This is a genomic window from Mesorhizobium sp. M7A.F.Ca.ET.027.02.1.1, assembly GCF_004022985.1.
Taxonomy (GTDB): Bacteria; Pseudomonadota; Alphaproteobacteria; order Rhizobiales; family Rhizobiaceae; genus Mesorhizobium.
In genome coordinates, this window is sequence record NZ_RZOL01000038.1 from 1 (window position 1) to 26,983 (window position 26,983).

At 60.9% G+C, this 26,983-nt stretch carries 27 protein-coding genes, 2 tRNA genes and 1 pseudogene; 12 read left to right on the top strand and 18 right to left on the bottom strand.

Going from position 1 to position 26,983, the window contains the following annotated elements; all coding sequences use genetic code 11:
* Together EN749_RS06960 and EN749_RS06965 are read left to right on the top strand one after the other, a co-directional pair.
* The coding region (locus tag EN749_RS06960) for a helicase HerA-like domain-containing protein (RefSeq protein WP_128362825.1) at positions 1-368 on the top strand (368 nt) is incomplete at its 5' end.
* 332 nt (positions 369-700) lie between these two features.
* Positions 701-1,846: a hypothetical protein gene (locus EN749_RS06965; protein WP_128362826.1), complete on the top strand. Its 1,146-nt coding sequence runs from the start codon at positions 701-703 to the stop codon at positions 1,844-1,846.
* A gap of 56 nt (positions 1,847-1,902) precedes the next feature.
* Here the strand turns inward: EN749_RS06965 and EN749_RS37480 are convergent.
* From EN749_RS37480 to EN749_RS06985, 6 genes are all read right to left on the bottom strand, one after another.
* A tRNA-Arg gene (locus EN749_RS37480) sits at positions 1,903-2,000 on the bottom strand.
* Positions 2,001-2,309: 309 nt separating this feature from the next.
* A tRNA-OTHER gene (locus EN749_RS37485) sits at positions 2,310-2,408 on the bottom strand.
* A 33-nt stretch (positions 2,409-2,441) separates the two neighbouring features.
* On the bottom strand, positions 2,442-2,726 hold the full coding sequence (locus EN749_RS06970) for a hypothetical protein (protein WP_210214709.1): 285 nt from the start codon (positions 2,724-2,726) through the stop codon (positions 2,442-2,444).
* Positions 2,704-3,708 (bottom strand): hypothetical protein, encoded by a 1,005-nt coding sequence (locus EN749_RS06975; RefSeq protein ID WP_128362828.1) that lies wholly within the window; start codon positions 3,706-3,708, stop codon positions 2,704-2,706. Before EN749_RS06975 ends, EN749_RS06970 begins: the two co-directional genes overlap by 23 nt.
* Positions 3,709-4,192: 484 nt before the next feature.
* Positions 4,193-5,017: a L,D-transpeptidase gene (locus EN749_RS06980; protein ID WP_127269960.1), complete on the bottom strand. Its 825-nt coding sequence runs from the start codon at positions 5,015-5,017 to the stop codon at positions 4,193-4,195.
* Positions 5,018-5,187: 170 nt separating this feature from the next.
* Positions 5,188-5,850 carry a haloacid dehalogenase type II gene (locus tag EN749_RS06985; RefSeq protein ID WP_027035819.1) on the bottom strand — a complete coding sequence of 221 codons (663 nt, stop codon included), beginning with the start codon at positions 5,848-5,850 and terminating at the stop codon, positions 5,188-5,190.
* Positions 5,851-6,007: 157 nt separating this feature from the next.
* On the opposite strand from EN749_RS06985, the gene EN749_RS06990 reads away from it, so the two are divergent.
* The 4 genes from EN749_RS06990 (at position 6,008) to EN749_RS07005 (ending at position 9,147) form a co-directional block, all read left to right on the top strand.
* Positions 6,008-6,886, top strand: coding sequence for a branched-chain amino acid aminotransferase (locus tag EN749_RS06990; RefSeq protein WP_127269956.1), 879 nt, complete (start codon positions 6,008-6,010; stop codon positions 6,884-6,886).
* Positions 6,887-6,992: 106 nt separating this feature from the next.
* Positions 6,993-7,592, top strand: a complete 600-nt coding sequence (locus tag EN749_RS06995; protein ID WP_013532667.1) for a superoxide dismutase — start codon at positions 6,993-6,995, stop codon at positions 7,590-7,592.
* A gap of 157 nt (positions 7,593-7,749) precedes the next feature.
* A complete protein-coding gene (locus EN749_RS07000; protein ID WP_128362829.1) occupies positions 7,750-8,187 on the top strand; it encodes a cytochrome c in 438 nt (145 codons plus the stop codon).
* A gap of 9 nt (positions 8,188-8,196) precedes the next feature.
* Positions 8,197-9,147, top strand: coding sequence for a cytochrome c (locus EN749_RS07005; RefSeq protein WP_128362830.1), 951 nt, complete (start codon positions 8,197-8,199; stop codon positions 9,145-9,147).
* Here the strand turns inward: EN749_RS07005 and EN749_RS07010 are convergent.
* From EN749_RS07010 to EN749_RS07020, 3 genes are all read right to left on the bottom strand, one after another.
* Positions 9,144-9,548, bottom strand: a complete 405-nt coding sequence (locus tag EN749_RS07010) for an SET domain-containing protein-lysine N-methyltransferase (protein ID WP_127321379.1) — start codon at positions 9,546-9,548, stop codon at positions 9,144-9,146. The genes EN749_RS07005 and EN749_RS07010 overlap by 4 nt on opposite strands.
* A 156-nt stretch (positions 9,549-9,704) precedes the next feature.
* Positions 9,705-10,331: a LysE family translocator gene (locus EN749_RS07015; protein ID WP_127395277.1), complete on the bottom strand. Its 627-nt coding sequence runs from the start codon at positions 10,329-10,331 to the stop codon at positions 9,705-9,707.
* Positions 10,328-12,451 (bottom strand): S9 family peptidase, encoded by a 2,124-nt coding sequence (locus EN749_RS07020; protein WP_128362831.1) that lies wholly within the window; start codon positions 12,449-12,451, stop codon positions 10,328-10,330. Before EN749_RS07020 ends, EN749_RS07015 begins: the two co-directional genes overlap by 4 nt.
* Positions 12,452-12,614: 163 nt before the next feature.
* Here EN749_RS07020 and EN749_RS07025 point away from each other — a divergent pair, with 163 nt between their 5' ends.
* Together EN749_RS07025 and EN749_RS07030 are read left to right on the top strand one after the other, a co-directional pair.
* On the top strand, positions 12,615-12,983 hold the full coding sequence (locus EN749_RS07025; RefSeq protein WP_127268166.1) for an SH3 domain-containing protein: 369 nt from the start codon (positions 12,615-12,617) through the stop codon (positions 12,981-12,983).
* Between the two features lie 443 nt (positions 12,984-13,426).
* Positions 13,427-13,852 (top strand): MucR family transcriptional regulator, encoded by a 426-nt coding sequence (locus tag EN749_RS07030; RefSeq protein WP_013532660.1) that lies wholly within the window; start codon positions 13,427-13,429, stop codon positions 13,850-13,852.
* A 169-nt stretch (positions 13,853-14,021) separates the two neighbouring features.
* On the opposite strand, the gene EN749_RS07035 is transcribed toward EN749_RS07030, so the two are convergent.
* Positions 14,022-14,450: a SufE family protein gene (locus EN749_RS07035; RefSeq protein WP_127327261.1), complete on the bottom strand. Its 429-nt coding sequence runs from the start codon at positions 14,448-14,450 to the stop codon at positions 14,022-14,024.
* Between the two features lie 101 nt (positions 14,451-14,551).
* Entirely contained in the window at positions 14,552-14,905 is a 354-nt protein-coding gene (locus EN749_RS07040; RefSeq protein WP_027035810.1) for a DUF5330 domain-containing protein, read from the bottom strand.
* Positions 14,906-15,441: 536 nt separating this feature from the next.
* Between EN749_RS07040 and EN749_RS07045 the strand changes: the two genes are divergently transcribed.
* The 3 genes from EN749_RS07045 (at position 15,442) to EN749_RS07055 (ending at position 18,361) form a co-directional block, all read left to right on the top strand.
* Complete coding sequence (locus EN749_RS07045) at positions 15,442-17,172, top strand: ATP-binding protein (RefSeq protein ID WP_128362832.1); 1,731 nt, start codon at positions 15,442-15,444, stop codon at positions 17,170-17,172.
* Complete coding sequence (locus tag EN749_RS07050) at positions 17,147-17,944, top strand: peptidoglycan-binding protein (RefSeq protein ID WP_127268164.1); 798 nt, start codon at positions 17,147-17,149, stop codon at positions 17,942-17,944. Before EN749_RS07045 ends, EN749_RS07050 begins: the two co-directional genes overlap by 26 nt.
* A gap of 69 nt (positions 17,945-18,013) precedes the next feature.
* Complete coding sequence (locus tag EN749_RS07055; RefSeq protein WP_127810932.1) at positions 18,014-18,361, top strand: DUF1491 family protein; 348 nt, start codon at positions 18,014-18,016, stop codon at positions 18,359-18,361.
* On the opposite strand, the gene EN749_RS07060 is transcribed toward EN749_RS07055, so the two are convergent.
* Positions 18,339-19,376 (bottom strand): hypothetical protein, encoded by a 1,038-nt coding sequence (locus tag EN749_RS07060; protein WP_128288925.1) that lies wholly within the window; start codon positions 19,374-19,376, stop codon positions 18,339-18,341. The two genes, EN749_RS07055 and EN749_RS07060, sit on opposite strands and share 23 nt — an antisense overlap.
* 188 nt (positions 19,377-19,564) lie before the next feature.
* On the opposite strand from EN749_RS07060, the gene EN749_RS07065 reads away from it, so the two are divergent.
* Positions 19,565-19,753 carry a hypothetical protein gene (locus tag EN749_RS07065; protein ID WP_127272037.1) on the top strand — a complete coding sequence of 63 codons (189 nt, stop codon included), beginning with the start codon at positions 19,565-19,567 and terminating at the stop codon, positions 19,751-19,753.
* Between the two features lie 141 nt (positions 19,754-19,894).
* Here the strand turns inward: EN749_RS07065 and EN749_RS07070 are convergent, their stop codons facing one another.
* From EN749_RS07070 to EN749_RS07095, 6 genes and pseudogenes are all read right to left on the bottom strand, one after another.
* Positions 19,895-20,464: a DUF1254 domain-containing protein gene (locus EN749_RS07070; RefSeq protein ID WP_127271883.1), complete on the bottom strand. Its 570-nt coding sequence runs from the start codon at positions 20,462-20,464 to the stop codon at positions 19,895-19,897.
* On the bottom strand, positions 20,457-21,041 hold the full coding sequence (locus tag EN749_RS07075) for a DUF1214 domain-containing protein (protein WP_127321659.1): 585 nt from the start codon (positions 21,039-21,041) through the stop codon (positions 20,457-20,459). The genes EN749_RS07070 and EN749_RS07075 overlap by 8 nt, the downstream gene beginning before the upstream one ends.
* A gap of 205 nt (positions 21,042-21,246) precedes the next feature.
* Positions 21,247-23,400: a penicillin-binding protein 1A gene (locus EN749_RS07080; protein ID WP_127810930.1), complete on the bottom strand. Its 2,154-nt coding sequence runs from the start codon at positions 23,398-23,400 to the stop codon at positions 21,247-21,249.
* A gap of 230 nt (positions 23,401-23,630) precedes the next feature.
* Positions 23,631-25,070: an FAD-binding oxidoreductase gene (locus tag EN749_RS07085; RefSeq protein WP_128362833.1), complete on the bottom strand. Its 1,440-nt coding sequence runs from the start codon at positions 25,068-25,070 to the stop codon at positions 23,631-23,633.
* Between the two features lie 239 nt (positions 25,071-25,309).
* On the bottom strand, positions 25,310-26,242 hold the full coding sequence (locus tag EN749_RS07090) for a dimethylarginine dimethylaminohydrolase family protein (RefSeq protein ID WP_127267591.1): 933 nt from the start codon (positions 26,240-26,242) through the stop codon (positions 25,310-25,312).
* Positions 26,229-26,983 (bottom strand): annotated as a pseudogene (locus EN749_RS07095) (amidohydrolase); the annotation flags it as partial. The gene EN749_RS07090 and the pseudogene EN749_RS07095, both read right to left, overlap by 14 nt.

Sequence of the window (26,983 nt, forward strand, 5' to 3'; positions counted from 1 at the left end):
GCCTTGGACCGATAACGGCAGCCGAGCGACAAAAGCTGATCCAGGAGAGCCCGGTCGCCGGCCAGTACGATCAGGCCGTCGATCGCGAATCGGCTTTCGAAATGCTGCAAAAAAAGGCCAAGGACGCGCAGGATGCCGAAGAGCAGGCCCAGCAGGCCGGCAGCGGCGGCTCGCGCTGGACCATTCCGGGCTTCGGCAATGACGATCCCGCGCCGAAATCGGGCGGCAGGCGCACATCTGCACCGCGCCCGTCCAACCGCCAGACGGTGGCCGAGGCGGCGATCAAGTCGGTGGTGCGCTCGGTTGGCTCCTCGGTCGGCCGGGCAATCGTGCGCGGGATATTGGGGAGTCTGTCGAGGGGGCGGTAAGGAGCGGCAGCTATGCGCTAAAGGCGCTAGACGCCGATGTGCCGAAAGTCTTGATTGGGGTCGACAGCTGACTATCAGTTTGGGCGCCGGACTTCGAAAAGCAGGCGCTGGAGTGGGTTCACTCTGAAGCTGTTTCCACAGCCGGACGATTGTGCCGCTACAGATATTGAACGTAGTCATGCGTTGTCATTCAATTGGGTCGGTACGAGGAATCCACACAGCAACAACACAGGCTTTCACTAACCCTAGCGAATTTCACGTATCGCGGAAGGATGATGTTCTCGAGACTCGCCCCATACATTAAATCTCACTTACCGATCCCGATTGACTTGATGATCGAGGTTTTCAACACGACCGGGTGTGCACGAGACGATTCAGAGTATCGTCACGCGGCTGGGGAGATCATGTCCGAGGCAGGCGTCTATCTGCACCCGATTGAACTATCCTGGTTTATCTCTGCCCGGGGGACAGATGATGAAGCGCTAGAGGCAATTCGCCACCGAAAGGCTTACATCACGCGAGCGGCTTCTCTGATTCCTGCTCTCTTGTCCTTTTTTGATGTGAAAGACAGCGGAAGTCTGGAGTCTGTTCTTCGCCAGATCGATGACTTTTGCAGGGATTTTCCCGCCATCAAGGCGACGCCTCACGAGAAAAGAGTCCGCAAAGAGATCGCCTCCGGCCTTCAACGCGTTTTACGTGCAGTCACGGACCTTGTCGTGCGGCTCGATGAGTTCGGACACCATATCGACATTGAGTTCAATCACCACAAGACAGCCATTGCTCGGACGCCCGAAGTCGATCGCTTTGGGGACTCGTTTGAGCCATTTCGGGCCGATCTGAAGCGGCTATCTGTGGTCGCGGAGATAGTCCTGTACCGTGAGCGGATCGGGGGCGGTGGTTTCATTGTCACTGACAACAGGGCAAAATTCCGGGCTGTCGAGTGTATCTACCAGATTTCACTTTCGCAGAACGCACCTGCTTTCGTCACCACGCCAGGTTCGGATTTTGCGACAGCATGCAGCCTTCTGTATGAGATCGCCAGCGGTGAATACGACGTCGGACTCGCGGGAGCCATTAACAGGTTTGCGAAGAGCTCGAGCCGGAAAGAGATTTTCGAGGAGGAACAGTCATTCCGGTGGGATAACAGCGACGAAGGAATGCGTGCGTACGAGACGGATAACTTCGCCGCCGTCAAAGAGCGGACGGCAAAGCTCAAGAGTGAGTTCACATTTTGGGAGGAGATAGTCGAGTCCCGCGACTGGAATGTCTTCTCCCGACGCGAGCTGCTCGAACGCAGAGCCGATGTCCTGGAAAGGCTACAACGAACGCTTCTTGAAAACGGTCCCCACTTAGTCTGGGGTTCACAGATGATGCGCGCCTATGGACCCGTTTTCGAGGACCTGGAGGAAATGCACAATCGGCTTGTGAAAGCAGAAATTGCGCTCGGCAGATCCCGTCGCCTACGGCGTAAAGCTTGATTATTTTGACGCCATTTACACTCGACAGCACCGGTTGCCTGAATATCCGATATCGTACGCGACGGTAGGATTCGAACCTACAGCCTCACCACCCCCGACTGAGCGCTGCCAGCCGAGTAGAAAGCGGAGTGTTCTTCCGTTGAACTACGTCGCGTCACGGTGCTTCCACCGATGCGCAGTCAGTATCAGATAGCGTTGGTCCAGTGTTGACGTGAATCGAAAGTGGGTTTTGGATTCATGTCGACTGCGGCATAGAGCGGCGCCATTTCCCGGCGGGCGAGAGGCGGCGACAGCGTCGCAGGAATGGCACCGACAGAGTTTCCGCACCTCAGGCGTTTCGTCTGACCTGCAGTCGCATCCTGGGGCTTGATAAGATCGATCCTTCTGGACACGCTCAGGGAGGTGCCTCCAGAACAAACAAGCTCAGGTAGCCAAACACTTTACGCTTTCCGCGCGGTGATCGACGCAGCGGCAGGAGTTGAACCTGCAGCTTCCCGCCTGCCACCGCGTTTTTGCGGTGGTAGTAGAAAGCGGGGACTCTATCCTGTTGAGCTACGCTGCGTGATGTGCCCGGCGTGCCGAACATGGACTCTCTCTACCGCGGTTTCCCGCCGCCGTGTTGATCCGGTTTTTGGCGCTTGGCCGAAATGAGATCAACTGACCGCTGCTTCCTGCCGGTCTCAATTTCCAATTGGAGCAGCGTTGCGTCCCTTTCTCGGTCTTGGAGGAAAAAGCGCGCAAGCTCAACTTCGTCGATCGGATCACTCCAGACCCGGTGTGGGCCATGGCGCTGATTGGCGCCCCGGATGTCTTCCAAAACAGCGATGAGCCTCCGGCTGAGATGATACTTGGCGGTATCATCCCACGTACGGCTTTCCATCATCACCTTCCAGAAGCGAGCTTCGCCCGTCAGTTCCTCGATCTCCCTTGTGAACGTAGAGGAAATTATCTTCCTCATGCGGTTTCAAATAATCGTCGCTGTTTTCCTGCCGCGATTCTTCTGCATCGGAATCCAGTTTTTTGCGAAGAGCGCTTCGGGAAAATTTACTGATGGCGCCGGCTAAGCTGGCGTGTTGCCCGCCGCCTGCAAGCTCAAACAGCAACACACATAAGAACGAAAAATCCGAACCGGGTGTGGTGACGAAAGCTGGCAGCCCATACCTGATCGCCATGTCGTATGCGCATTCAACGATATGCGTCTTGGCCTTGTTGTCGCCGACATAGAATCCATTTTCCCCAACATCGTCGCGATAGAGCGCGATGTCGGCAGCGACCCTCAGCCAATCAAGTTGTTGGTTGACCACCTCGACACCCGATCTCCAGCTAGGTGCCCCCTGTTGCTCGTCCTTCAGGATCGCGACGTGCTGCTCAAGCTCGTGATTAATATGCCTTTCCGCTTTCTCCACGACCGCCCGCAGTTTTTGCGCCAAATCTCTGATTTGAGCGACATCCGTCCGAATTGCCTTCCTGACTTTTTTCTCATGGGCTGATTTTGCGACGATCGGAAAGTCATGGCAGCAATCGTCGATCCGCAGCATTATGGAGTTGAGGTTGCGCCCTTCGCGGACACCAAGGATTTTGAGGATGCTTGGCAGTAGACACCGCATCCTTTCCAGATATTTCTTCCTGCTGGAGATGATCGCCACCGCTTCTATCTGTGACAGCTTTCCAGAAATGAAGTCGGAGAGATAACCCCGCCCAGGGAGGTAATCGCCCGCACCGCCTAGGATCTCGTTTGCCGCACGTCGCCGGGGTTCGCCGCCAGTACGGTCCACGCCATTCAACAGCCGCAGCATTACATCCGCGGGGATGGTTTCCCCAGTGTCGATGAACGGCAGAAGCTCGAGAAGCTCGGTGTCCATTACACTAGATCCAGCCCAGGTGAGATGACCTCCATCTTCTACTACCCAGATTCCAGATTCTACGAAATGCAAATATTAGGTGACTGCTTCTCGGCATCCACGGCGGCCCAGTTTTTTCAGCACCTCCGACCATCTTCGCGAACGAACAGTCACAGAAGGCCATTATGGAGGTAGCAAGAGTTATAGCCGATTTTCTTGGGCGGTCGATCGCGAAGGGCACTTCCGTGCCTTCCAGCGTCACCGCCGATGACGACCGCTTTCAGGTTTGGGCCACGCCGATCGCTACGGCTAAGATGAGGCGCAAAGCGTCCACTCGCTGCGCGCAAGACATAGATCTCTTCGGATCAACAGCTGTCATCCGGGCGTTTGCCACCTGTCAGAAGCCCATGCCCGGCACAAAGCGCCGGACTTGAGATCTTGATATATTGGCCCGCTGAGGCAGATGAACCGCAGTTGGCAAACCTTCGCCTCGCCCGCCACAGCTTTAGAAGATTGAATTCGTGATCGCCTTGACCGGTCCAAGCAGCACCGATCCGTCCGGCACGCCGGCGTCGATCGGGATCGCCTGTCGGTTGGCCGTCGCCACCATGGGTTGGCTGGCGTCGCTGGTCACGACGACCGGAGTCTTCGAGGGCACGCGATCATAGAGGTCGATAATGTCCTGGTTCATCAGTCGCACGCAGCCTGACGACACCGACTTGCCGATCGACCGCCACTCCGGCGAGCCGTGCAGACGATAAAGCGTGTCGACATTGCCCTGGAACAGATAGAGCGCGCGTGCGCCGAGCGGGTTCTTCAGGCCGCCGGGCATGCCGCCATTGTCGGCGCTATAGGGCTTCAATTCCGGCTGACGGGCGATCATTTCATCCGGCGGCGTCCACTTCGGCCATTTCTGCTTCCACTGAACGACGGCGTCGCCGGACCATTCGAAGCCGGCACGGCCAAGGCCGACACCGTAGCGTATCGCCTGACCGCCCGGACGAACCAGATAAAGGAAGTGGCCGGTGGTATCGACGACTATGGTTCCCGGCTTCTGTCCCGTCGGGTCGGGAACGATCTGACGCAGGAACTGCGGATCGATCTTGTCGACGGGGATGGCCGGCAAATCGAAGCCGCCGTCGCTGACAGCGGCGTACATCGTCACATAATCGGCCAGAGGCGGCTCGACATAGGTTGGTGGCGGCGGCTCGACCGGACCCGGCCCGGTGGTGGCGCATGCGGAAACCGCGATCGAAGCGGCGCCCAAGGCTGCGGCGTTGAGAAAGCCGCGACGGCTCAGGCGAAAAGATTCGATTTCGGTTATGGACATGGTTGCCTTCTTTAAGTCTCAAATCGCAACAAAACGTGAATTCGCCGACAGTTGCGCGGGTGCCTGACAACACCTGGGGCGATAGGCGGTTCCGATTCTGGCCCGAACGTGGGCAAACAAAGGCGAAGCTGTGACCAGGCTGCTACTGTGGCGCCAGAGACACAGGTTTTCTAGCTGCCGGGCACAAGGGCTTCGAGCGACGGCAGGATAAGGGCCGGTGGGAAATCCCGGTATTCTTCGGGCTGGTTGGAGCGGTTGATCCACACAGTGCGAAAACCGAATTTGGTGGCGCCAGCAATGTCCCAGCGATTGGACGACTGAAAGGAAACCGCGCCGGGGTAGAGGCGCCAGCCGGTGGCGACCATGTCGTAGACCGCCGGGTCGGTCTTGAAGCGCCGCACCCTATCGACGGAATAGATGTCATCCAGAACCTGGTCGAGCGCGGCGGATTTGACCGCCGCCTGCAGCATTTCGGGCGAGCCGTTGGACAGGATCGCCAGCCTCGCTCCCGAAGCCTTGAGCGCCTTGAGCACGGCCGGCACTTCCGGATAGCAATCCAGCCGCCAGTAGGCATCCAGCAATATCGCCTTGAGACCGGGGTCGGCCGAGGGAACCTTGCGCAAGGCGAAATCGAGCGCCTGTTCGGTCAGTTGCCAGAAATCGGCATAGGCGCCCATCAGCGTGCGCACCCAGGAATATTCGAGCTGCTTGGCGCGCCAGATCTCGGACAACAATTGGCCGTCCGGCCCGATCCGGTCGGCATGACGACGCACGGCGGCATGCACGTCGAACAGCGTGCCATAGGCGTCGAAGACATAGGCGGCGTATTGCATGACAACAGTTTTGAGGGCAGGTGCGACAAGGTGCAAGCTTTGATTGCATTGCGCCCCGGCACTGGCCTCAACAAAACTCCATGATGCCGGTTGACGGCGCCCGCCAAAGCATCTTCCAATGGCCGTCACACGAGACCGATTGAGGCGGGACCACACGATGACACTGGCGGCTGCGGCGCAATCCGCGACATGGACTTTCGTCGATGGTGATTGGCACGAGGGCAACGTCGCCATTCTGGGGCCGCGCAGCCACGCCATGTGGCTCGGCACCAGCGTGTTCGACGGTGGCCGCTGGTTCGAAGGCGTGGCGCCGGATCTCGACCTCCATGCCGCCAGGGTGAATTCTTCGGCGATCGCACTCGGCCTGAAGCCGAACATGAGCGCCGACAAGATCGTCGGGCTGACATGGGACGGGTTGAAGAAGTTCGACGGCAAGACGGCGGTCTATATCAGGCCGATGTACTGGGCCGAGCATGGCGGCTATATGGGCGTCCCGGCCGATCCGGCGTCTACCCGCTTTTGCCTTTGCCTCTATGAATCGCCGATGATTCCGGCGACTGGCTTTTCGGTGACCGTGTCGCCGTTCCGGCGTCCGACCATCGAAACCATGCCGACCAACGCCAAGGCCGGCTGCCTTTACCCCAACAACGGCCGGGCCATTCTCGAAGCCAAGATGCGCGGCTTCGACAACGCAATGGTGCTCGACATGCTGGGCAACGTTGCCGAGACCGGGACCTCGAACATCTTCCTGGTCAAGGACGGTCATGTCTTTACACCGGCGCCGAACGGCACCTTCCTGTCCGGCATCACCCGCTCGCGCACGATAACGCTGCTTGGCGAGTATGGGTTCAAGACCACGGAAAAGACGCTGTCGGTGCGCGATTTCCTCGAAGCGGACGAAATTTTTTCGACCGGGAACCATTCCAAGGTCGTGCCGGTCACGCGTATCGAGGATCGCAATCTGCAACCCGGGCCGGTGGCCAAAAAGGCGCGCGAACTCTATTGGGATTGGGCGCATTCGACTTCCGCTGCTTGAGCGGATAAAAAGGCGACCGACGCTTCATCCGGAGTTGTCCCAATCCATTCCAGACCTATCTTACTCCGGTATCGACACCGGATTTTTCCACGAGGGAGTACTATCCATGGCCTTTGAATTGCCCGCTCTGCCTTACGACTATGAGGCCTTGCAGCCTTACATGTCGAAAGAGACGCTGGAATATCACCACGACAAGCACCACAAGGCGTATGTCGATAACGGAAACAAGCTCGCCGCCGAGGCAGGCTTGGGTGATCTGTCGGTCGAAGAGGTGGTCAAGCAGTCGTTCGGCAAGAATGCCGGCCTCTTCAACAATGCCGCCCAGCACTACAACCATATCCATTTCTGGAAGTGGATGAAGAAAGGCGGCGGCGGCAACAAGCTGCCGGGCGCCTTGCAGAAGGCAGTTGATAGCGATCTCGGTGGCTATGACAAGTTCAAGGCCGACTTCATTGCCGCCGGCACGACCCAGTTCGGTTCCGGCTGGGCCTGGGTTTCCGTCAAGGATGGCAAGCTGGCGATCTCGAAGACGCCGAACGGCGAGAACCCGCTCGTCCATGGCGCGTCGCCGATCCTCGGGGTCGATGTCTGGGAGCATTCCTATTACATCGACTATCGCAACGCCCGGCCGAAATATCTCGAGGCGTTCGTCGACAGCCTGATCAACTGGGACCATGTCCTTGAATTGTACGAAAAGGCGAAGTGATCGATTTCCAGGAAGCCCCGGTATCACCCGGGGCTTTTCTTTTTCAGTGTCCCATAAAAAGCAAAGGTCTGGCAAAAGTCGTCCGGGGAGGGAATTTTCCTCCTACGGCATCCGTTAACGTCCTGTCCCGAAATGCCTTCATCATGGAGCCAATTGAATGAGAAAGCTTGTTATCGCCATCTCTTCGCTCGCACTCGCGGCCTCGGCGGCTTTTGCCGACCCGGTCCTCGACCGGCAGGCACTGATGAAGGAACGTGGAAAGATCGTCGGCGGCCTGTCGAAAGTTGTCAAGGGCGAGGAGCCCTTTGATGCCGCGGCTGTGCTGACGCAACTTCAGGCGTTGCAGGCGAATGCGGAAAAATTCGATGCCGATGCGCTGTTTCCGGCCGGCAGCGACACCGGCGATACCACGGCCTCGCCGAAGATCTGGCAAGACATGGCTGGCTTCAACGCAGCCGAGGACAAATATCTCGCAGACGTGAAGGCCGCGGTCGCTGCGGCTCCCGCCGATGCCGACGCGCTGAAGGCGCAAGTCGGCGCTATCGGCTCGGATTGCGGCACCTGCCATCAAGGCTACAGAATCAAGAAGGGCTGATCACCAGCCATGGCATGGCTGAAGAAACTTGTCGGCGCCGTCGTCATTCTGGGCGGCGTCGGCGCGGTTGCCGGGTGGGTCCTGTCGGCGCCGGTGAGGCTCGACAGGGAAACCCTGGCCAAGCTCGGTCCTGGCGACGCAGCCAGGGGCAAGCGCATCTTTTATGCCGGCGGTTGCACATCCTGCCATGCAAAGCCGGGCTCACAGGGCGACGCCCGGCTTCAACTCGTGGGTGGCCTTGAACTCAAGACGCCGTTCGGAACCTTCGTGCCGCCCAACATTTCGCAAGATCCCAGGGACGGTATCGGCGCATGGTCTGTCGAGGACCTCGCCACTGCCATGCTGAAGGGCGTGTCGCCTTCTGGTGAGCATTTCTATCCGGCGTTTCCCTATGCATCCTACGCGCGCATGAATCCGGCTGACATTGGCGATCTCTATGCCTTCTTGAAGACGTTGCCGTCCGTCGCCGGCAAGGCAGCGGGCAATTCGCTCGATTTCCCCTTCAATGTCCGCCGCGGCATCGGCCTGTGGAAATTGCTCTATCTCAGCGACCAGCCGGTTGTTGCCTTCCCCGAAGGCACGCCTGATCCGGTGATGGCAGGCCGCTACCTGGTCGAGGGTCCGGGCCATTGCGGCGAATGCCACACGCCGCGCGATCTTGCGGGCGGCACGAAGAAGAACGAGTGGATGGCGGGCGCCGTGGCCGCCGAAGGCAATGGCGTCGTGCCGAACATCACATCGGGCGAGGGCGGTCTCGCCGAATGGTCGGAGGCCGATATCGCCAACTATCTCGAAACCGGCTTCACGCCCGATTTCGATTCGGTCGGCGGGGCCATGGTCGATGTCCAACGGAACATGGCCGAACTGACGCCGCAGGACCGTGCGGCCATCGCCGCCTATCTGAAGGCGATACCGGCGCATCCAAACGGCTATCCGGCCCGCAAGAAGACGGCAAACTAGACCGAGTCTTCAGACAGGTGGCGGTCGCCGAGAAAATCGAAACCCGTCTCGAAGAAATGGTTGTAGTTGCAGGTCAGCTCTTCGCCAGGCGCGATGTCGCGCAGCGCAAAGCTCTCCTCCGGTGAGGAGACGTCGCAGTTCGGCTCGTCGGCATGGTTCATGTAGCGCGCGTCGTCGGCTTCGAAGACGATGTAGTTCGGATCGCGGCGGTCGGGATAGGAGTAGCGATCGAGATAGCTCTTCACCGGACCGGCCGCACGTTCATAAGTCTCGACCTCGATGAGCCGATCGAACCTTGGGTCCAGCTTCCAGATCAGAGTGCCGCGAGGAATGTGGTTCTTGGCAAAGACGCCGATTCCCTGGATAGGCGATTTGTCGAGATAGACGTCGACGAGCAGCATAATGGACCTTTACGCGATTGGAGGCTGTCGGGCCGGGAAAAACCGCGCACTGGGTAGCGCGCGGTCATCGCAATTGCGAGTGAAAATGAGCAACGGGAACCTAAAAAGCCCTGATCACGCAGCCTCTTCGGAAGGCGCGTCGATCATCGTCTGGAGTCAGCGTTGCTGCAGCGCCAGACGGACGCCCAAAGCGCAGTAGATGCCGCCGACAACTTTGCCCTGCCATCGTAACACCGACGGATTTCGGCGCAGGAACGTGCCGAGCCGGCCAGCGCTCACGGCAAAGACGACCGTGCTGAAAAGGCCCAGTACGACGAAGATGGCCCCCAACACGGTCATCTGAAGCATCACCGTCCCGTTTTCAGGCCGCACGAACTGAGGCAGGAAGGCAAGGAAGAACAGAGCGGTCTTGGGGTTGAGCACTTCGGTCAGGACAGCCTGTCGAAACGCCTTCCCGGCAGAGATCGCAAGCGCGCCGGCAGCCGGGCCGCCTGGTGTTTTCTCCATGATCGCGCGAATGCCGAGATAAACCAGGTAGGCCGCGCCGATGTACTTTATGACGCTGAACAGCGTCGCCGATGCGGCGATGATCGCCGATATGCCGATCATGGCCATGACGGTGTGAAAGATGTCGCCGACAGCGATCCCGGCGCCGGTCGCGATGCCAACCTTGGTTCCGGAACTCGTTGCCCGCGCTATGGTAAAGAGCGTGGCCGGGCCGGGGATGAAGACGAAGCCGAGCACAACCGCGACATAAGCAATCAGTGTAGCGAGATCGATCATCGGTCGATTTCTCCCGTAGGCTGCGCCTTACCCATCACCTTCAGCGCGAAGGAATAGGTGTAGGCGATCTCCTCCAGCCGCGAAAACCGGCCGGAGGCACCGGCATGGCCGGAATCCATGTTGATCTTGAACAGAACCGGATTGTCCCCGCTCTTGCGGTCGCGCAGCCGGGCCACCCATTTGGCCGGTTCCCAATAGGTGACGCGCGGATCGGTGAGACCGGCCAGCGCCAGGATCGGCGGATAGTCGTGATCAGCGACATTGTCATAGGGCGAGTAGGCGGCAATGGTCCGGTAGTCGTCGGCGGACGCGATCGGGTTGCCCCATTCGGGCCATTCCGGCGGCGTCAGCGGCAGGGTCGCATCGAGCATGGTGGTGAGGACATCGACGAAGGGAACCTCGGCGACGATGCCGCCAAAACAATCCGGCGCCATGTTGGCGACGGCACCCATCAGCATGCCGCCGGCCGAACCGCCCTGGGCGACGATACGGTCATGCGCCGTGTAACGCTCCGTCACCAGATGGCGCGCGACGGCGATGAAATCGGTGAACGTGTTCATCTTGTGCTCCCGCTTGCCGTCATCGTACCAGCCATAGCCCTTGTCCTTGCCGCCGCGAACGTGGGCGATGGCGAAGACGAAGCCACGGTCGACCAGCGAGAACCAGTTGGTGTTGAAGGCGGCGGGCACGGTGATGCCATAGGAGCCGTAGCCGTAAAGCAGGCAAGGTGCGGATCCGTCCAGCGGCGTGTCGCGATGGTGCAAAAGCGAGATCGGCACCAGTTCGCCATCGCTGGCCGGCGCCATCAGCCGCCGCGTGACATAGTGGTCCGCATCATGGCCGGACGGCACTTCCTGGGTCTTCAGCAATACCCGCTCGCGGGTGCGCATATTGTAGTCGAACACCTGGGCCGGCGTCGTCATCGACGAGTAGGAAAAGCGCATGATCTCGGTGTCGTACTCATAGGAACCCGACAGGCCGAGCGAGAAGGCCTCCTCGTCGAGGGACAGAAGATGCTCCTCGCCGCTGGTGCGGTCGCGCACCACAATGCGCGGCAGGCCTTCCTTGCGTTCGAGCCGAACCATGTGGTCCCTGAAGCCGATCACCGACAGGATCAGCCGGCCGGGCTCGTGCGGCACCAGTTCCTGCCAGTTGGCGCGCACGGGATCGCCCGCTGGTGCCGTCATGATCTTGAAGTCCTTGGCGCCGTCGGCATTGGTCAGGATGAAGAAGATATCGCCGCCTTCTTCCAACTCGTACTGAAGGCCAATCTCGCGCTGCGACACCAGTTTCGGTTCGGCAAACGGATCGTCGGCGCGCATCAGGCGGTATTCCGAGGTTTCGTGGTCGTTGATGCCGATCATGATCCACTCGTTGTTGCGGGTGCCGTCGACATTCATGAAGAAGCCGGGATCGGTTTCCTCATAGATCAGCCGGTCGCTTTGCGGGCTGTCGCCAAGCGCATGGAACAGCACCTTCGACGGGCGGTGGTTGGGGTCGAGACGTGTATAGAAGAAGCCGTCATTGGCGGCGTTCCAGACACCTGAACCGCCGGTGTCGGGGATCTGGTCCGCAAGTTCCCTGCCGTCGGCAAGGTCACGCACGCGAAGCGTGTAGAATTCGGAGCCCTTGTCGTCGAATGCCCACAGCAGCCTTGCGTGGTCGGCCGAATGGTCGACGCCGCCAAGACGGAAATAGGCCTTGCCCGCGGCCTCCGCGTCACCATCGAGCAGGATATGCTCGGCACCGCCGTCTCGCGGCATGCGGAAATAGCGCGGCTGCTCGCCACCAAGCTTGAACGACGAGCCATAGGCATAGGGTCCGTCCTTCATCGGTACGGAAGAATCGTCTTCCTTGATACGGCCCTTCATCTCCTTGAAAAGCTGCTTTTGCAGTTCGACCGTGTCGGCCATCAGCTTTGACTGGTAGGCATTCTCCGCCTCGAGTTCTGCGCGGATCCCGGTATCGAGCAATGACGGGTCGCGAAACATTTCCTGCCAGTTGTCGGCCCGCAGCCAGGCATAGTCGTCGGTTCGCGTGATGCCATGATGCGTGTCGGAAACCGGCCGCTTCTCGGGCGTTGGCGGGCTGACGATCGGAAATATGGATGTCTTGGTCATTGCGTCTCGCTTTGCCAGTATCTTCAATGGGCCAGTATCTTGAATGGACCATCTCGAATGGAGAATATCTTGAACGGCGAATGAACACGCCGATCAGGGCAGGTTCAAGAGCCGGAGCGTATGGATTGTGTCGGCTCCAGGAGATGAGCCGGGAGGAGAGATGATGACTATTTGGTCTCGGACTGCTGCGGCTTTCGCCGTTGCTTCACTAACTCTGGCCTTTGCCGGCCAGTCTCATGCGACCGTATTCGCGGCTTGGCAAGTGGCCAATGTGCCGTTCGGCGACACGCTCAATGTGCGCAAATACCCTTCGGGCGCATCCCAGAAGCAGGCCGCATATCCGAACGGGACCGTTCTGCAGATGACCGGGCGATGCACCGGCGGAATAAACCTGCTCGACATCGCCAACCAGCCGGCATGGAAGCAGGAACAAAAGATTCGTTTTCGCTGGTGCGAAGTCTGGCATGATCCGGCCCAGAACGGCAAATTCGTCACCGGCTGGGCGTATGGCAAATACATCACGCCGCATTGATTGATCCGGCAGCAATCAGCCGATCCGCCGGATGACAGGCATGTCGCCTGATTGCTTGCGTATGACCACGGCAACCTGTGGTTTTGCGGACAAATATGAACAACCAATATTGCCCGACGATAGCTAAGCAAAATCAAACATTAAAACCCATTTCGTGAGATGCCGCGAATGTAACGGCGAGCTGACGTTGCGTCAGCCGTTGCCGGCGAGCGCGCGAAATATCGATAAATTACACAATGCACGAAAGATTGAAGCTGATCGCGGAATAATTGATCAATATCGTTCAATATAGCGTAAGGGCCGAATTGACTTACTTGGTCTGGGCGCTCATTGATGTGCCCGCGACACGAATCGTAGAAACTCTACCTGCACAAAATTCGTGCGATGCCCTGCTTGTAAAAAAGGGCGCAGATCGATGTAACTCTTGTTGGGGCCCGAAGACCATGGATATTGTCGAAACACCTTCCAGAAACAGCGATGCGCTGATCGAATTGACCGCCGATGTGGTGGCCGCCTATGTCAGTAACAATCCCGTGCCGGTCGGCGAATTGCCGAACCTGATATCCGATGTCCATGCTGCGCTCGGTCGTGTGGGCGGAACCGCCGAACAGCCGCCTGCCGACAAGCAGAAGCCGGCGGTCAACCCGAAGCGGTCGGTTCATGACGACTACATCGTCTGCCTTGAAGACGGCAAGAAGTTCAAGTCGCTGAAGCGCCATTTGATGACCCACTATGACCTGACACCGGACCAGTATCGCGAAAAGTGGAACCTTGACCCGACCTATCCGATGGTTGCACCCAACTATGCGGCTGCCCGGTCACAGCTTGCCAAGAAGATGGGCCTCGGCCGCAAGCGCAAAGCGCGGTAATCGCTGCCAGAGCAATTCAAGGAAAAGTGAAACGGTTTTCCCGGGAAAGCGCATAGAGCTTTCCCTTGGGAATTGCGTCAAAATAAGCCAGATCGGATCGACATCAACGGCGCCTTCGGGCGCCGTTTGATTTTTGCGGGCCGCGAGGCGCGGATCGGGTATGGAGGTGTCAGGCAGTCTGCTTGAGCGCTGCCTCGGCGTCGCGTTTGATGCGCTTGACCATCGAGCGAAGGCCGTTGGCGCGTTGCGGCGACAGATGTTCGTCGAGGCCGAGTTCTTTCAATGTCGCTTCCGCATCGGTCTTCTGGATTTCGCTGGCGGTCCTGCCGGAAAACAGCGCCAGCATGATCGCGACCAGCCCACGCACGATATGAGCATCCGAATCGCCGGTGAAGGTGATGACTGGGTCGGCTCCAGCCCCGCGTTCGGTGGTCAGCCAGACCTGGCTGACGCATCCCGGCACCTTGTTGGCGGCGCTGCGCTGCTCGTCGGGAAATGGCGGCAGCGCCTCGCCGAGTTCGATGACGTAGCGATAGCGGTCTTCCCATTCCTCGAGGAATGAAAAATCGTCGCGGATCGTCTGGATCGTGGTGATCATAATGCCGGATATAGTCACGCGGCGGCGCCGCGTCACGGAAAAAACAAGGACACCGCGGGCGTCGAGAGGGCAGACAGCCCGCGGTGCGCCGTGGAAACGGCTTAATTCTGAGGCGGCAGGTTGACGGTCTCGGGCAAGACGATTTCTTCGGGCAGGCTGCCGGTCATCGTCGACGTGTCGGGGCCGGCGGCGGACTTGTCGTCCATCATCGCTGCCGCGATCTTGGCGGTCTCCTTGGCGCGGGCGGTGATGGTGTGCATTGCCGACTTGCCGGTCTCGCAGACATCGGGCTTGCGTTCGCAAATGCCGGCGATATCGCCAACCGCTTCGCGTGCCGCAAACAAGGCCTGGATCGGCCCGACGCTTTCGCGGCCCGATTCATCGGGGCCGACAGCCAGCGGCAGCGCCAGCAGCACCAGCGAAAACCAGAAAGCCATTCTTATGAGGAAGACCATGCCCTTGCCCTCTCGTCGTGACCGGATCATGCATCCATATGGCATGACCTCTTTTGTAGGCAGGATCTTGGCACACAGGCGCAAAGGACGGCTTGCGGGCAAAGAGAGAATTTTCCTCAAATTTTAGGCAAATTCGAAACGAAGCGTTCTGCGATCCATTTGTCTCAATTGCCAGTGATTTTCCTTAACAACAAATAACCATGCATCCCCATGATTTTCCTGTATTTTTCTTGGAATGTGGAAGTCCGGGTGCCGTGCGCGCCTGTCCGATAGGTGCCGTCGCCGGATAACTCTCCGTTTACTATGGCTGCATTTGCCCGTGCTTTCGGCGGCCGGCATCCCGATATTTGCCGCAGGCCAGGGCCTTGGTCGGCCCTGCCTTATCCATTCCTTAAACGCTGGATGCGAGTTTCAAAGCCAACCAGAACCATCAGCAAAGCAGAGCTGTCCACGACAAGTGCGAGTGCGTTGAGTTGAGTTCAATCAAGGCCAGATACGTTGAATTGCCTGGCGCGATTTCCGCCGGTTGCGAACGTATGGTCCATCCGTCCATCCTTGGGCGGAGCGACCGCGAGCGCCAGCGCCGTTTCATCGGCGTCATGCTCGCCGCTCCTTTCTTTGCCGCCGGCGCCGCGGTCACCCTGGTCACTTCAGGCATGGGCGTTGCCGTCACCATGGCCGCCATCTTCGCCGCCTTTGGCCTGTGCTGGTTCGTCGCCTTGCTGGTGGCGGCGACCGGCAAGATGGCGATGGCGAGTGGGCTCACCCTGATGCTGGCCGGCATTTCTCTCGGCAGTCTCATTGCCGCCGCGGGCGGGCTGAGTTCGCCTGTCGCCATGCTTGTCCTGGCGCTGCCTTTCGAAGCCTGGTGGATCGGCGGCTCGCGACGTGCAGCACTGTGGGGAGCCGTGTCGGCCGCTGTCGCCATCCTGGCTCAGCCTTTGGCTGGAACCGTATTTCCGTTCGCAGGAGCGCAGATCGCGGCGTGGCACTGGCTGGTGCCGTTGGCGTGGGCGCTTACGCTGATGCCGCGTGCATCGGCGTTTCAAAACACGGCCGACGCGGCTGTGGTCGACACTGCCGACCGGCTCGAAGAAATCATCGATGCGGTGGTCTTGCGGGTCGCCCGCCATGGCGAGGTCCTGGACGCGTCGCCGAAAGCGCGCACGCTTTTGAAACTGCCGCCCGAACTGCTGTCTGGAAACGGCCTGTTCGATCGCGTCCATCTGTCGGATCGCGTTTCCTATCTCAGCGCAATGGCCGACATGCGCGACGGTGCGCTGTCGCGCCGGCTCGAATTGCGCATCCGCCTGCCTCAGAACTGCAATAGCCTGACGGCCGACAATTACCGCCCGTTCTCGCTTGATCTGGTGCGCGGTGAGGAACAGGGTGACGTCTTTACGCTCGTCCTGCGCGAGAATGACGAGATCGCCCGGTTGCGCGAGGATCTCGCGGCGGCCAATGAGGCGGCCGCATCCGCCGAAGTGGCGAAGGGGCGCTTCCTGGCGGTGGTCAGCCACGAACTGCGCACGCCGTTGAATGCCATCATCGGCTTCTCGGATATGCTGCTGCATGAGATGTTCGGCGGCTTCAAGGATCCGCGCCAGAAGGAATATGTCGGCCTGGTGAGGGATTCGGGCCAGCATCTGCTCGCCGTCGTAACCTCGATACTCGACGTGTCCAGGATTGAATCTGGCGTTTATGCGACCGAGCCGGAGCCGTTCCGGTTCGCGGAAGCGGTCGACATGTGCCAGTCGATGATGCAGTTGCAGGCGCAGGCCAAGAACATCGATCTGCGGGCGCAGATCGCGCCGGACGCCGGCGACATCAATGCCGACCAGCGCGCCGTGCAGCAGATGCTGATCAACCTGGTCTCCAATGCGATCAAGTTCACCCCCGACGGCGGCGACGTCGTCGTCGGTGCCAAGCGGATCGGTTCGCGCCTCCATTTCTGGGTCAGGGATACCGGCATCGGCATCGCCGAGGAGGATTTCGCCAATCTCGGCAAGCCCTTCATGCAGATCCAGAACGACTATACCCGCCGTTTCGAGGGGACTGGTCTTGGCCTTTCACTGGTCAAGGGCCTTGTGGCGCTGCACGAAGGCACGATGTCCATCGAAAGCATGCCGGGCGAGGGCACCACGGTGACCATCAGCCTGCCGGTGAACGGACCGAAGGGACATCAGGCGGAGAAGGCCGGCGTGCTGACCATGCCTGTAGCGATGGCGAAAGGGGACAGAAATGGCTCGCTCCGCAAAACAGGCTAAGGCGGTCAAGCGCCGCAGCAACGCCTTTCAGGACGGCGCTGTCGCCGTCGGCGGAATGATCTCGCGCAACCCTGTCCTGGTGGGCGGCTCGACGGCATTCCTGGTGACGCTGTTCTACGTCTCTGCGAATGCCTTGTGGTACCAGCCTTTCCCGCATGCCGGCGCATTCTTCGCGACCCGCAGCATTGCGGGCTTTCCGCACGCGGCGCCCGACGAGCCGGAAACGACGTTCAACATCGTGCGGCCATCCGGCGCGCCGGCACCGATCAAGGGCGATCCGGTTGTCGAGCAGGTGCAAGGCATATTGAAGGATCTTGATTTCTATTCGGGAACGGTCGACGGCATTTCCGGACCCAACACCCGCAAGGCTATCCAGGACTATCAGCAGAAGGTCGGGCTCAACGCGTCCGGCGAGATCGATGCGCTTCTGCTCGATCAACTGGGCGCGACGCCGAAAACCGCTTCCGTCGTACCCAGGCCGCAGCCGCGCCCGGATATGCCGGCCGCCGTTCCGGTGTCTTTGCAGACAGGTTCAGGACAGACAAATTCCGGGCAGGCGGATGCCGAGACGCAAGCGCCCGATGCCCGCATCGTCAAGATCCAGGCCGGGCTCAAGGCGTTCGGCAATGACGACATGCAGCTGGATGGTGTCGTCGGCGCGCGCACCAAGGCGGCGATCAAGGAATTCCAGTCGCTGTTCGGGCTGCCGCAGACCGGCGAGCCCGATGAGATCGTCTACGTCAAGATGCGCGAGATCGGCCTGACCAACTGACGGCTGAAACGACGGCTCGCCCAGCGGCGGAAATATCGATAGAGAACCGGCAGTTTCGGAAGCTCTCTCATGCGCGTCACATCGGATCTGTGGGTCTCGGCCCTGTTGCGCCGGGTTTTCAGCGCCGGTGGATTTGCCGCCGTGGTCAAGCGCGGCGCGACCGAGGCCGGCGCTGTGTTCGTGCTGGCGCGGGGCAGGCTGGGTGAGGTTGCCCTGTTCGGGCCGGCGCCGCAGACAAGCTATGATTCGGCCAAGCCCGACGACCGGTTTTTCACTCTGCTCGGAGCAGGCGACGATGCCGTGGTGCTCGACGCCAGGCTGGAAAGGGAGAAAAAATTCGATCCCGACATCTGGGTGGTCGAGATCGAGGCCGGCACCGTGCCCGTCGAGGAGCTTATTTCCGTGAAGACGCCCTGAGGCCGGACGAAGCCGCCGCATCGTCGCTGTTCAAGGCGGTGCGTGTATCGCCGTTGGCAGGTGCTGCGCCGCGAACCACCCTTGAAAGGGTTTCCGCTCTCCACGACCGCATCTTGTCCTGGGCCGCTTCACGATGCAGCAGCCGGTAACGGTCGAGGAAGGTGCGGATAGCCTGCGGATGCGGGAACTGGCCGGGATAGACGGCAACCGTGATCAGGAAGGCCCTGTCTTCGCTGAGGTCGAGCGAGCGCAAGGCGGCAAGCAGCGAGGCATAATTCTGGTTGGCGGTGAGCGATCGCGCGATCTCGAAATCGATGTCGAGTGCATCGGCGAGCGCGGTCTGGAAGAACGCGGCGTTTCCCGTCAGCGCTGTCTCGCGCAATTTCACATAGGTGTCGGCGCCCTTGAAAGGATCGGCGTTCGTCGCTGCCGCCTCGTCGCCCGTGCGCATCATCGAGCGCAGCCTGCGCCGTGCATTCTCAGCCGCGATGCCGAGTGCCTGTTCCCGGGCGGGCTCGTCAGAGGCGGTTTCCGTGCTCGCTGGCGCGATCTTGTCTGCCGCGGCGGCATTCGCATCCGGTTGCGGCGCGCGCACCAGGGTTGGCCTCTCGAGGGCCCTGATCAGATCAGCGATGGTCGGGTTCAAACTCTTGCGGCGCGCGATGGCACGCGCATGCGGCAGGCCATGTCGCCCGATCAGCGCGATGAGATCGATGTCGCTGACGGCGCGTGAGCGGATGAGCAGCGGCGCGGCAATGTCGACCGGTTCCTCGCAAAGGCGGCGCACCAGGGCGGCGGGGGCGTATTCGCATTCGGAAAGGGCGGCTGCCACGTAACGGCGAGATTCGACGGACACGTCATTGAACAGCGGCAGCGTCAGGTCTTCGAGTTGACCGATCTCGCGGCGTGAAGGGCGAGTGAGCGAGCAGAATGCCGACACCGCGGCGCGGAACAGCCTTTCGGCCTTTCCCGAGTCTTTTCGCACCGCGATTTGCCTGAAGTCCGAAGATGACACGAAGGATACGCCCGTACTCGACACAACCTTGACGACGCTCGACCGGGACCGTGTCGGTTCCGAGAGTGCCAAGAACAAAGTTCAAGTTAGCGACGATCCGTTAGCGTTCCGTTAACCCTCTGCCGGCCTTAATGACATTTGGAGGCGTTGCGTTGTGCTCCGGGGAAACCGAGAGGAATGCGCGAACCATGGGCATGGTACTGTCTTTCGTGCCGCGTACGGCACCAAACACCAGAGTAAAGCAAACCGCCGAAATGCCGGCAGCGGTGATCATCTTTCCCGGCATCCGCTACGAGCGGCCGCATGCCGGCGAAGTGCGGCCGGTCGATCCCGACAAGCCGGGTTCGCCTGGACCAAAACCGGTCCCGCACCACTGAGTTTCGGCGGCCACGGACCTTTGGTCCGGGATCATGTCTAGTGCATGTCGCCCAAAAAGTGACCTCGGTTTTGGGAGAACGACATGCACAAAAACAAAGATCCAAAGCGGGTCGCCTGAATCCGTTCAGACGCGACACGCTCTAGAAGTCCTGCAACTCGCAGGAACTCTGTTCGAAGAAGCGCGACACGATCGGCTTCCAGCTGCTGTCGGGCACGAAGGCGCGGATGACGAAGATGCCTTCCTCGATCGGCGCTTCGACGAAAATCGCTCCTTGAAGATCCTCTGGAAGATCCTTGCGCACGTCGATCATCTGCGCCGGCGTCAGCACGACGGCATCCAGAACGCCGCCGGTCGCTGTGTGGTCGTTGAAGGAATAGATGTTGTGGCCGCTGCGGTCATAGACCGACACCGACCAGAACGGGACATGCCCAGGTGCCTTGACGCGGACCATGCCTTCGCCCAGATCGAACCGGCAGGCCGTCGCGTAAAACAGCGGGTCGACGGATTTCACCACGGGCGCGCCACCGGCCTCGGCATCGAGCCGCGTCATCTTGTACAGATCCGACGCCATGGACAGCCGCGACCAGGCATCGCGTTCGGAAAACTCGGGCACCAGCAGCAGCACGGCGATGTGCACGATGCCGGCGCCGAGCAGACCGAGCAGGACGGCATGCAGAAGTCCGCGCATCGCAGCGTAAAAACTACGCATTGCAGCCGACCTTGACGATATGCGGCAGCGAGACGTCCGACAGGCCGGTGCTGCTGGCGATTGGCGTGTCGTAGAAGGTCAGCACGAAATACATCCTGCCGAAGCCGTCTGTCAGCAGCCAATTGCCCGGCATCGGGTGATGGCCGGCTGAAATGATCACCGAATTGTCGGGCTGGCGCACCACCCCGTAGGATTGCAGCGCCGCCAGCCGGGGTTTGCCGGTTTCGACCACGCCGAGCGACTGGTCGGCGGCATAAAGCGTCCAGAACCGTGCCGTCGGAAAATCACCCTCGATTGTGTAGGTGCATTCGCGCTTGAGCTCGGCGCCGGCCGCGTCTCGCTCGGCGACGAAGGACAGCCCCTCGGCGCGGCCGAGCGCAAGCACACCCTCGCGCGCCACGCGGGCCTTGGAATAGGGATCGGCGGCCGGTGTGCCGATATCGGGAAAGGCCGTCCATTGGCCGATCCTGATGGCGCCGACGCCATCCTGGATTTTCAGCGCATACCAGACGCTGCCGCCACCGCCGACGATGGCTATGGCAAGCGAAAGCAGCGTCAGGAAGGCAGTTTTGAGCATGAGGGGCCGGGAACACGAAGAGTTGCCGCTCGGGGATATCGCGGCGTGGGGCCTTGTGGCAAGCGGGCCGACGTAGAATTGCAGACGGCTCTCCCTTCTCCCCTTGCGGGAGAAGGTGGCCGAGCGAAGCTCGGTCGGATGAGGGGTGTTCCAGCTTGGCAATGGCGGTGATCCGGCCATCACCCCTCAACTGTCTCGGCGCCAATCACAGCGCCGATAGCGTCTCCGGCAGTTGCGGCGTACTGAGGACGGGCGCCGAATGGAACAGCGTGGTCATGTCCCGCAGCGTCTGGGTCGTGCGGCTGGACAGCACCGGCGGCCGTTCGGCGGCTGCATCGGCCGCCGCCTGATCGTCGCTCTTCTTCTGTGCTTCCTCGGCCTTGGCGGCGATCTCCTCATCGACGAAGGGCTTGTCGATGCCAGGGATCGGCTTGAGGTCGATGTTCTGGTGCGCGTAGACCATCAGTCGCTGCCACACCATCGCCGGCAGTGAGCCACCGGTCATGTTCTTGGTCGGCGTGAAGTCGTCATTGCCCATCCATACCGCCGCCGTGTAGTTGCCGGTGAAGCCGACAAACCAGGCGTCGCGGTAGGACTGCGTGGTGCCTGTCTTGCCGGCGACGACGATGTTGGGAAGTTGGGCTCGCCGCGCCGTACCCATCACCGGCACTGCCGCCAGCATGGTGTTCATCGATTTGAGCGCCTGCTCGGACAGCACCCGGTGGGGCGGCGGCGCGTCCTTGGCGAAATCATAGACCACCTCGCCGGTGCGGGTGACGAGTTGGCTGATGCCGTGCCGGGAGCCGACGAAGCCGTTGTCGGCGAACACGCTGTAGCCCGTCGCCTGGTCCATCACCGTCATGCTCGAGGTGCCGAGCACCATCGTCTTATGTGCTTCGATCGGCGATTCCACGCCCATCGCCTCGGCCATGGCCTTGATCGGGCCGATGCCGAGATGATCCTTGGCCAGCCGCACCGGCACGGTGTTGATCGACTTGGCCATTGCCATGATCAACGTGACGTTGCCGGCCGATCCGCCGTTGTAATTGTGCGGCGACCAGCTGCCCCAGCTGATCGGGCCGCCGGAAATGATGGAGTTGGGGGTGAAGCCGTGTTCCATCGCGGTTGCGTAGACATAGGGCTTGAATGACGAGCCGGTCTGGCGCAGCGCCTTGGTGGCGCGGTTGAACTGGCTGGCACCATAGTCGCGGCCGCCGACGATGGCGCGCACGGCGCCGTTGGTCTCGATGACGACGACTGCACCTTCGGTGACGTTGTACTCCTTGCCGAACTGGCGCAGGTGGAACTCCACCGATTCTTCCGCCGCCTTCTGGATGTTGGCATCGAAGGTGGTGTGGGCGAGAAGCGAGTGCTGGCCAGGTTTGGCGATCTTCTTGACCTCGTCGAATGCCCAGTCGAGGTAATAGTCAGGGCTTTTCTGTTCGCCGCGGTCGACGACATCGGCCGGATGCAGCCTGGCCTGCAGGACCTGGCCTTCGGTCATGAAGCCGGCATCGACAAGGTTGGACAGCACCACATTGGCGCGCGCGCGCGCCGCCGGCAGGTTGATGTGCGGCGCATATTTGGTCGGCGCCTTGAACAGGCCGGCCAGCATCGCCGCCTCGGCCAGGTTCAGGTCCTTGACGCTCTTGCCGAAATAGAAGTCGGCGGCAGCCTCGATGCCGAACGTGCCGCCGCCCATATAGGCGCGGTCGAGATAGAGCTGCAGGATCTCCTTCTTCGACAGATTGGCCTCGAGCCACAGCGACAGGAAGGCTTCCTTGATCTTGCGCTCCAGCGTGCGCTCATTGGTGAGGAACAGGTTCTTGGCCAACTGCTGGGTGATGCTCGAGCCGCCCTGGACGACGGAGTTCGCCCGCACATTCTCGAAGATCGCGCGCGAAAGGCCGAGCACATCGATGCCGTAGTGGTCGAAGAAGCGACGGTCCTCGGTGGCAAGCACCGCCTTGATGACGTGATCGGGCATCTCGTCGACCGGCACGGAATCGCGCTGGATGATGCCGCGCTGGCCGATCTCGTTGCCATAGCGGTCAAGGAAGGTGACGGCGAAGTCGCCCTGGGCGCGCCAGTCGCCAGCCGTGTCCTGGAAAGCCGGAATGGCCAGCGCCAGCATCACCACGATGCCGACGGCGCCGAGCGTGAAACCTTCGCTCAACAGTTCGATGATGCCACGGCGCCAGCCGTTGACGCGGAAGCGCCGCGAGAAGATCGTCGCCAATTCCCAGAACTGGCGCGCCTTGAAGCCGATCTCGTAGAGCGAGGAATCGATCCACGCATCGAGCGCCAGCAGCCGGGCGGCGATCGGACCTCTTCTTTTGCGCGGTTCGGGACTGGCCATTCGGAATCCGGCTAGCAATTGCACGACCTGAGAACCGCAAACCGGCAATTTCAGGGCGATGCATTCCGGGAGACTATTCCTCCATTTTTCCAGCGGTCACAAGGGCGGTGAAGACACAGTGGCGGGTTTGTTGCTGATGGGCCGGCCCGAGAATACAGCCCGGCGCCAACAGCATGTGCCCGCGCCTCCAGCGGAGGCGTGAACTTGTTATCACTGCAGCTCGGCGCGCCTCATGCGGCTCGCAAGCTTTCTTTCGGACGCAAATTCTGGTTCATGCGGAACAAGTTCAATGGGTCGTAGCGCTGCTTGATTTCCAGAAGCCGTCGATGATTGCCACCATAGGCCGCTTCGACCCGGTCGACCTCGTCCTCCGGCATGAAGTTCACATAGGCGGTGCCGGCGGCATAAGGTTTGGCCGCCTCGTAGATTGAACGAGCCCAGTCGGTGCAAGCCTTGTCCATCGTCGGTTCGCGCCAGCGGGCGTGAACGTTCATGACGAAATGTGAACTGCGCTGTGGGAACGCCGTTGCATCCGCCTTGACGCGACCTGCCGCGCCGCCGACATGGCCGATAAATATCTCGCATTCGGGCCCCGGCAGCTTGGCTATTGCCCCCCTGACGACCGCAGCCGCCTCCTCGGAAAACTCGGTGAAGTCATGGCTCTTCCAGTAGTTGCGGGCGCCGGGCGTGAGCAGTGGGTCGAATGCCTGCTGCCAGCCGGTGAACGGGCTGGGGCCCACGACATCGGCAATCGGCGTGCCGATGGCTCGAAGTTTTTGCGTCGCCTTTTCGCCTGCCTCGATGTCGCCGCAATAGCACATGGCCAGAACCAGAACCTCCTTGCCATGCCATTCCGCGGGCAGGAAGGGCAGCGGCGGCGCCTGCCGCATGACTACCCAGCAGGTCAACTCGTCAGGAGCGGTTTCGAGCGCCTTGCGATACTCCCGCAGCACCTTTTCGGCATCGGCGAAGGGATGGACGACAAGCCCTGCCAGCACTTGCGGTCCAAACTCATGGAGATGGAACTCGAATGCCGTGACGACGCCGAAATTGCCGCCGCCGCCGCGCAGCGCCCAGAATAAATCGGGATTTTCAGTCTTGCTGGCCCGGAGCAATTTGCCGTCGGCGGTGACCACATCGGCGGAGGCAAGATTGTCGATGGTCAGGCCGAATTTGCGGGTGATCCAGCCGAAGCCGCCACCCAGCGTCAGGCCGGATATGCCGGTGGTCGAGTTGATTCCGGTCGGCACCACCAGCCCGAAGGCCTGCGTTTCCTTGTCGACATCGGCAAGCGTCGCGCCAGGCCCGACCCATGCCCGCCGCGCAGCGACATCGACCCGCACCGACTTCATCAATGACAGATCAATCATCAGGCCACCATCGCAGACCGCACTTCCGGCAATGTTGTGGCCGCCGCCGCGCACGGAGACGAGAAGCCTGTTCTCCCTGGCGAAATTCACGGCACTGATGACATCGGAAGCGCCGACGCAGCACACGATCAGCCCGGGCAGCCGGTCGCCCGTGGCATTCCAGACGGTCCGTGCTTCGTCGTACGCGGCATCGCCTTCGCTCAGCATTTTGCCGCGCAATTGTGCCGAAAACGCTTCCAGGGCTGCGGCGTCGATTGTCGTTTTTCCGCGTTCAAGCGTGGTGAGGCTCATGGTGTTCATGGTTTCCTCCCGATTTGCAGATGAGCTGTCCTCTCCCAAAAGACGTTTTTACTGTGCGCTTATATTAGCTATCGCGCAAGTTTCGCGTCGGCCAGCGTTGCGACTCGCCAGCGGGGCACATGGTGCCGCCAGCCGGCGATCTCAGCCGTTTTGCGCGCGCGACCTTGCACCCTCGGCCGCCAGGATGCCGATCATGCTGATGCGAATGTGAGCGAAGCAGCGTAGCGCTATCCCACTCCTCAGGCCGGTTCGCGCTTCAGCGCCTGCGCCATGCAGTGGATGCCGCCGCCGGTCTTCGAGATCTCGCTCATGTCGACGGCCGCGACCTCGAAGCCGCGCGCCTTGAGCTGACCGATCAGCGCCTGGCTGGAGGTCGGCGCGATCACCCGGTCCCTGCCCAGCGACATGAAGTTGCAGCCCAGCGCCATCGTATCCTGGAACGGCACGTCGATGATCTCGTGGCCCTTGCCCTTCAACCAGTCGACAATGCCGGGTTCGGTGCAGGCGAGGCAGACAGCGGTCAGTTTCTCGGCGATCGGCACCACCATCAGGTCGATATGAACATAATACTCGTCGATGAAGGCGATGCGGGTTTCCCAACCTTCCTTGTCGAACCATGCCTGCACCTGGCGGGCGCCTTCTTCCTGCGTACGCGCGCCGCCGCAGCCGATCAGCACGACGCCGTCCTCGATGACGTTGAAGTCGCCGCCCTCGAACGTGCCTGCCGTGACCATGTCGTAGATCGGGATGCCGAGCTTTTCATAGGTGCGGATCGCGGCATAGTTCTCGCCGCGCCGCCACCAGTTGGCCATGGCGGTGATGAAGGCGCCGTAGGGCGTCATGACGCTGGAATCGCGGGAATAGACCTGCATCGGCAGCTCAGGCGTCGGCTCGTGCCAGTGGATGTTGACGCCGAAATGCTCGTAGGCGGCGACCAGGTCCTTGTGCTGGGCCTGGGCGATCTGGACGTTGCAGGGCGCCTCGCGCAGGTGCTTTCGCGACAGCGAACTGGTCGACAGATGGCGCAGGAAATTGGGTGAGCCAAGCAGGACGTCGGTCAGCACGTCGGTCTCGTTGGCAAAACCCCAGGCGGTCAGCGGCTTGGTGCCGCCGGCGGGGTTGCGGCGCTGCAGCGAAAACGGCTCGGCCACAATGCGGTCATGAACGGTCATGGGATGCTCCTCGTGAGGTGGCTTGGGGTGTCTGATTGCTCGGTATCCACCAGTCGCGTCCACGCGGGGTGGTGACATATTCTGGCCATCGAAACCCGATCGGCGGGTCGTAGTCGCAAAGCGGCGCGATCCAGTTCGAACCGCCGATTCCGCCGCCGGTGCGGGCGACGAATTCATTCATCGCCGCATCGCGGGCGGTCTGGTCTTCCAGCAGGCGGAGCGCCGCCAGCGCGACCGTCTTGGACGCGCAGATGACCATCGGGTCGATCGTCGCCGAAATGCCGCCCAGCGCATTCATCACCCATGCCGGATAGGGGTAGCCGGTCTCCGAACGCAGCGCCGGGCGGGCGACATAGAACCGCGCTGTCGGCGTATGCCAGCTCATGTCGGTGTAATCGTCGGAGGTCGAATTGACTTGCGAGGGCGGCAGATCGCGGCGCAGGATCGCTTCCGCCGCCTGCGGCTCGATCAAGCGCTCGAGTTCTTCGATGAACGGCTCGTCGCTCGCCATGCGCCCGGCATTGACCTGTATTTCGCGGGCAACTGCTTTGGCGTCTTCGTCCCAGCGCGGCGGCCCAGCCGTCGACAGTGCTTCATAGGCGATCTCGGCCATGGCGTGGTTTGCAAGTCCCGGTCGTGACTTCGACACCCAATGCCGCTCATGGCGGCAGCCGCTCATGCTGGCAGCGGCCTCGGCATTGCGGTCGAGCACCGCGGTGACCTGCTCGGCCATGGCAAGCG